4 protein-coding genes and 1 pseudogene are annotated in these 6,817 nt (G+C 73.7%); all 5 read left to right on the top strand.

The genetic code is table 11. The features are described from left to right. Nucleotides 1–708 (top strand): annotated as a pseudogene (locus KBX53_RS17400) (hypothetical protein); the annotation flags it as partial. Continuing rightward, nucleotides 705–2,171 (top strand): NADH-quinone oxidoreductase subunit NuoF family protein, encoded by a 1,467-nt coding sequence (locus KBX53_RS17405; RefSeq protein ID WP_210860372.1) that lies wholly within the window; start codon nucleotides 705–707, stop codon nucleotides 2,169–2,171. The pseudogene KBX53_RS17400 and the gene KBX53_RS17405, both read left to right, overlap by 4 nt. 52 nt (nucleotides 2,172–2,223) lie before the next feature. Beyond that, nucleotides 2,224–2,904: a redoxin domain-containing protein gene (locus KBX53_RS17410; protein ID WP_210860374.1), complete on the top strand. Its 681-nt coding sequence runs from the start codon at nucleotides 2,224–2,226 to the stop codon at nucleotides 2,902–2,904. Continuing rightward, nucleotides 2,901–3,743: a cytochrome c biogenesis protein CcdA gene (locus tag KBX53_RS17415; protein WP_210860376.1), complete on the top strand. Its 843-nt coding sequence runs from the start codon at nucleotides 2,901–2,903 to the stop codon at nucleotides 3,741–3,743. Before KBX53_RS17410 ends, KBX53_RS17415 begins: the two co-directional genes overlap by 4 nt. Before the next feature lie 77 nt (nucleotides 3,744–3,820). After that, the coding region (locus KBX53_RS17420; protein ID WP_210860378.1) for a discoidin domain-containing protein at nucleotides 3,821–6,817 on the top strand (2,997 nt) is incomplete at its 3' end.

The raw sequence follows: 6,817 nt of genomic DNA on the forward strand, positions 1-6,817 counted from the left end.
GAACGGTTCACCGTCCCGGTGGTGCCCGAGCCCGGCTCGCTCGTCGAACCGACCCGGCCCAGCCGACGCCGACGGGAGGAGGAGCCGGCGGCCTACCGCGACACCGAACGGTCCTCGCGCGGCCGGCGCGCCGAGGAGGAGCCGACGACCCGCCGGTCGACCCGCCGCAGCGTGGACGAGACCGACATCCGTCGACGCGACGAGGAGGAGGCCGAGCCGGTGACCCGGCGGCGCGCCTCGCGTACCCGCGACGAGGTGGCACCGGCCGGCCGGCGGCGCGTCGACGAGCCGGCCGCCGAGCGGTCCCGTCGCCGGTCCCGCAGCGAGGACGACGGCAGCCGCTACTCGGCGCCGCCGCGGCCGACCCTCGACGAGGCCGAGGAGCCGTGGGACAGTCCACGCCGGTGGCAGGCCGACGAGCCGATCTCGGCCGGCCCGATCTCCAGCAGCCCGATCTCGTCGGCGCCGCGCAGCGGCAGCGGCCGGCACAGCGCCGAGGACGACCTGCCCGAGGAGCCGGACTACTGGCGTCCGCCGGCCCGGTACGTGCCGGACGAGGTGCCCGTCGACGACACCCCCACCCTTGTCGACCTGGCGTCACGGCGGGCCAAGCGGGCAGCCGGCGAGGGCCGGTCCAAGCGGCGCAAGGCCAGCGCCGACGCGGTGGACGGGGCGTACTGGGCCGGGCTGCGGGGTGAGGCGAAATGATGCGCACCGCCGTGCCACCGGTCGCCTGTGTGGGCGAGCCCCGGCTCACCGCCGGCTTCGCCGAGTACGGCCGACTCGACCTGATCGCGCACGAGGAGGTGCACGGACCGATCGGCCCGATGGAGCCGGCGCAACTGCTCCGGCTCGCCGAGGGCATGCAACTCAAGGGCAAGGGCGGGGCAGGGTTCCCGTTCGCCCGCAAACTGCGCGCGGTGCTGGAGTCCTGCGAGCGGCAGGACCTCGCCGCCGTGGTGGTGGTCAACGCCACCGAGGGGGAGCCGGCCAGCTGGAAGGACAAGGTGCTGCTGACCCGCGCCCCGCACCTGATCCTGGACGGCGCGGCGCTGGCCGCGTACGCCCTGGACGCCGACGAGATCGTGATCGGCGTGGCGGACGACGGGGTCGGCCGGGACTCGCTGATGGACGCCCTCGACGAGCGCCGGATGCCGGTGCAGACAACGATCGTCACAGTGCCACACCGGTTCATCTCCGGCGAGGGCGGCGCACTTGTCAACGGGATCAACGGGCTGCCGCACATCCCGCCGGGCACCAAGAAGCGCTCCAGCGACTCCGGGGTCAGCGGCCTGCCCACCCTGCTGTCCAACGCCGAGACGTACGCCCAGCTCGCCGTCGGCGCCCGACTGGGCCCGTACGAGTACGCGGCGCTCGGTACCGACGACGAGCCGGGCACCGTGCTGCTCACCGTGACCGGGGCGGCCGGCCGACCGGCCGTTGTGGAGTGCACCGCCGGCATGCCGCTGCGCGACGTCCTCGACCTGTGCGAGGTGCCGGACGTCCAGGGCATCCTGATGGGCGGCTACCACGGCAAGTGGATCACCCCGGAGGCGGCGGAGAAGGCCGAGGTCTCTCGCAAGGGCCTGGCGGCGGTCGGCGGCACGCTCGGCGCGGGCATCATCGTCCCGCTCGGTGTCGACACCTGCCCGCTCGGGGAGGCCGCCCAGGTGGTGCGTTACCTGGCCGGTGAGTCCGCCGGGCAGTGCGGACCGTGCAAGATGGGCCTGCCGGACCTGGCCCGCGCGGTGGACCTGGCCGTCGCCGGCAGCCAACCGGCCGACGTGGTGCGGGCCGCGGCCGGCGAGGTGAAGGGCCGGGGCGCGTGCAGCCACCCCGACGGCACCGCCCGGTTCGCGCTCTCCGCGATCGAGGTCTTCGCCGAGGACCTGCGACTGCACAGCACCGGCGACGGCTGCGGCCGGCGGGTCAAGGGCGTGATGGGGCTGCCGGGCGCACCCGACGCGAACCCGCAGAAGCTCACCCTGGACTGGTCGCGCTGTGACGGGCACGGCCTGTGCGCGCACGTCGTCCCGGACTTCATCCGCCTCGACGCGAACGGATATCCCGCCTTCCCGGCCACCCCCGTGCCGACCTGGCTGCGGGAGGGGGCGCTGAAGGCGGTCAAGGTCTGCCCCGAGTTGGCCCTCCGACTCGCCAAGGCCGAGTAGGTAAGCCTCAGGTCCAGCAAGGGTCCCTTCCGGACCGGAGACGGAGGAACGGATGCGGATCAGCAGGACGTGGACGGCGGCCGGGCAGCTGAGCCGCTGGGCAGCGGCCGGGCAGCTGAGCCGCTGGGCAGCGGCCGGGCAGCTACGCCGTGGTGCCACCGCTGGGGCACTCGTGGTGGCCCTGCTCGGCGTCGCCGCCTGCACCGGCACCGCGCCGGGCGGACCCACCGCCGCCGGATCGGCCCCGCCCGGTGCCGCGCCGACCGCGACACCGCCCTCGCCGACCGCCTCGCCCACCGGCGGACCGCAGGCCGCTCCGGTGCAGGTCCCGGACGTGCTGCGCTTCACCGGGACGACCCTCGGCGGGGCCGCGTTCGACGCGGCGCAGCTCGCCGGCAGACCGGTGGTGCTGTGGTTCTGGGCGCCGTGGTGCGCCACCTGCGCCAGTCAGGCCTGGACGGTGGCCGAGATCGCCCCGAAGTACCGGGACACCGTGCCGATCGTCGGCGTGGCCGGGCTGGGTGAACGGAAGGCCATGAAGGAGTTCGTCACCGAGTTCGAGCTCGACGGCACACCGCAGATCGAGGACAGCAAGGGAGTGCTCTGGAAGCGGTTCAAGGTGACCGAGCAGAGCATCTTCGTGGTCATCGACCGCAGCGGCACGGTCGTCCACCAGGGATTCCTGGACGGTGAGGCGCTCACCGCCAGGGTCGCCGCACTGGCCGGGGCGTGACCGGCGCACTGCTGCTCGCGCTGACCGCCGGCATGCTCGGCGCGGTCAACCCGTGCGGCTTCGCGTTGCTGCCCGCGTACCTCTCGCTGTTGGTCGCCGGGACGTCGGACACCCGCGGCGCGGTCGGCCGCGCGCTCACCGCGGCGGCCGGGCTGACAGTGGGGTACGTGCTGGTGTTCGGCGCGTTCGGCCTCGCGCTCGCGCCGCTGGCCGGCTGGTTGCGGCCCCGCCTGCCGTGGCTGACAGTGACGCTCGGCGTGCTGCTGGTGGTGGTCGGCTGCTGGTTGCTCGCCGGTCGGCGGCTGCCGACCCCCGGCTGGTCCGCCCGGGCGCCCCGGCTGACCCGGTCCTGGCCGTCGATGGCGCTGTTCGGCGCGGCGTACGCGCTGGCGTCGCTCGGCTGCGCCATCGCGCCGTTCCTGGCCATCGTGGTGACCAGCCTCCAGACCGGCTCGACCGGTCAGGGGTTGGCGCTGTTCGGCGCGTACGCCCTCGGGATGGGTCTGGTGGTCGCTGTCGCCGCGCTCGGGGTGGCGCTGCTGCGCGACGGCCTGGTGGCCCGGCTGCGCGTCGCCGGGGCGTTGGTGCCCCGCCTCAGCGGCCTGGTGCTGCTGCTCGCCGGCGGTTACGTCGCCTGGTACGGCTGGTACGAGCTACGGCTGGCCGCCGGTCGCCGCGACGCGCTGCACGACCCGGTCATCCGGGTGGCCGCCCAGGTCCAGCGAGCCCTGGCCGACGCCCTCGACCGGATCGGCCCGGCGGTGTTGCTGGCCGCCCTGGCCGCTCTGCTCCTGGCCGCGCTCGTGGCGAAGCGCGCCCACCGCCCTCGTCGTCCCTGAGGCGACGGCGTCGGTCTTGACATCCGGAAACGATCACCGGAGGCTGTCTGACAACGTTGTCACACCGAAGGACCACCATGCGCATATCCGAACTCGAGTTGAGCCGGCGGCGGTTGCTCATCCTTGGCAGCGCCATCGGCGCTGGACTCGCCATCGCCCGACCCGCCGCCGCCCAGGCCGCGCCATCCGCCACCTGGTCACCGGCCGCGGCCATCGGCCCGGTTGCCAACACCTACCACGCGCTGCTGCTCGCCCACACCCGATGGGCCGAGGAGCAGTGGGATCCGGCGATCAACGCGTACCGCCTCGCGGACTTCAGGTTCGCGGTCGTCCTCGGTAACGCGGTCCTGCTCACCTCGCCCGGGTACGACGCGGCAGCGGCAGGCGTCGACCGGGACACGCTGCACGCCCGTACCGTCGCCACCATCCGCCGCTTCGCGGCCACCAACCGGCTCACCGGCGGCACCGAGTGGGGCCGACAGCTGTTCTGGGACAGCACCTTCGAGCTGTACTTCGTCCTGGCCGCCCGACTGCTCTGGTCCGACCTGGACGAGGTGACCCGCACCAACGTCGACCGCATCGCCCGCGGGCAGGCCGCGTACGCCCACTCCCTCGGCACCGGTAACGACCCGCTCAGTGGCGGTTGGACGCCGAACGGCCTCACCGGTGGCTGGATCGGGGACACCAAGCTCGAGGAGATGGGGGTCTACGCGCAGGCGATCGCGCCCGGTCTGGCCTGGGCGCCGGACGACCCCGCAGCCGCGGCGTGGCGCGAGCGGTTCTCGATGTGGACGCTCAACGCGACCGGACTACCGGCAGCCGACCGTGCCAACCCCGCCGTCGTCGACGGGCGGGCGGTCGCGGACTGGAACACCGCCCACAACATCCACGACACGTTCCTGGTCGAGAACCACGGCTCCTTCGGCCCGCACTACCAGGAGGAACTGTGGCGCACCGCGGGTCGTACCGCGGCGCACTTCCTGGCCGCCGGCCAACCGCTCCCCGAGGCACTCACCAGGCAGCCCAGCGGTGCCGAGCTGTGGCGGACCATGCGGCTGCTGGCCAGCGACGCCGGCGAACCCTTCATGCCGATGGTCGCGGACCGCTACCACCTGTACGGCCGTGACGTCCTGCCGCTCGCCTTCCTCGCGCAGGTCCAGGGCGACCGGCACGCCGCCCGGGCCGAGGCGGACCTCGCCGAGCGGCTCATGCCCTACCTGAACTACCCGCCCGAGAATCGGCTCACCAAGTTCAGCGGCGAGCCGAAGTACGAGCCCGAGGCCCGGGCCGAGGTCGCCATTAGCTATCTCTTCCATGCCTGGCGGGCAGCCAACGGCGGCGTGGTCCAGCCGGTCGCCAGCACCGCGTTCTTCGCGGCGGCGGCGGGCACCAGGGACTTCGGGGAGCAGGCCGGGCTGACCGCCCACCAGAGCGCGACCGCCTTCGCCGCGGCGGTCAGCAAGACCGGATTCGTCTCGTTCCAGTGGGCCCCCGCCCACGACAACTGGTTGTTCGACACCCGGGCCGCCTCGCTGCTGCCGAGGCAGTCCGCGCCGGTCCTCGGCCGCGCCTCCGCCGCGTACACAGTGGCCCGGGACGGTGTCGACGCCACGGCGACCGTTCTCCGCGTCGCCGGCGGCACCGCCGGATACGTCACGCTGCCCACCGGAACGGTCGTGTACGCCACCACCGGCATCGGTGCCGACGAGGGCGCGCTCACCCTGTTCAACCTGGACATGCCCGGCGTACCCGGGCTCACCGGCACCCGTACCTTCACCGGCGAACAGGGGTCCGTCACCCTGGCCGGACAATCGGGCGTCGGCGACGGCGGAACCGACCAGATCAGCTTCGCGCCTCGTCCAGCCCGGTACGTGCGGATGCTCGGCCGATCCCCCGTCAACCAGTACGGCTACTCGCTGTTCGCCTTCGCCGTGCTCGACGCCGGCGGGGTCGACCGCGCCATCGGGCGGCCCACCACGGCCTCGTCCGCCGACCCCGCCTACCCCGCGGCGCGCGCGACCGACGGCAACCCCGGCACCCGCTGGGCGGTCGCCCGCGAGGAACGCGCCCGTGCGGACAGTTGGCTCGCCGTCGACCTCGGTGAGCCCATCGACATCAGCGGCGTACGCCTGGACTGGGAGGCCGCGTACGGCACCCGCTACGTCATCCAGACCTCACTCGACGGCACCGACTGGAGCGACGCGGCGGTGGTGCCGGACAGCCCGACCATCACCGGCTCCTGGCTCGACGTCGACGGACGAGCGGGTCTGGTGGTCCACAACGCCCAGAATCCAATCACCGTGACCGCCACCACCGTCACCCTGTCCAGCGGGCCGGCCACCGGCAGCACCCGGCTGATCATCGAGGGGTACCCGGGCGCGGACAGGTCGGCCCTGGCCGCTGCGGCGTCGCGAACCCTGCCCAGCGGCGGTCCGGAGGCGTTGCGTGTGAGTGACGCCGACGGATACCTCAGCCTGTTCAACCTGTCCGACGACGACATCACGGCGGCCGTCACGCTTGCGCAGCGCGCCACGCTGCGGCTGTACCACGGAAGCCAGGTCACCGGATCGGGGACCAGCACCTACCAGGTCGACCTCGCCGCATCGACCGCACGCGTCGAGCCGCCCCGGTTCACCGTGACCGCGGCACAGCCGGAGAAGACGATCCCCGCCGGTACCCGGTTCGACGTCACCGACTCGCACCACCTCCGAGTCACCGCGCCCGCCGGGCAGATCGTGAAGGTGCAGGTGGAGTCCGCGGCCGGCGGCGCCCGACAGCGAGTGACGGTTCCCGCCGGACACCGCAAGGACGTCGCGTTCGCGGGTGGGACGGTGACGCCGACACGTGACCTGGCCCGGTCCCGGACGACCTACCCGACGTCACCGCTCCCGGCCGGCATGACCGACCCGTCGGCCGCCGTCGACGGCGACCCGGGGACCGCCTGGCAACCCGGCCCGAACGGCCGACTGGTGATCGACCTCGGATCGCTCCGGGATCTGGCATCGGTCCGCCTGACCTGGACCCCCGGTCGGCGGCGGCCGATCACCGTGGCCACCTCGGCCGACGGACTCGGC

Source organism: Micromonospora sp. M51 (assembly GCF_018070305.1).
Lineage (GTDB): Bacteria > Actinomycetota > Actinomycetes > Mycobacteriales > Micromonosporaceae > Micromonospora > Micromonospora parva.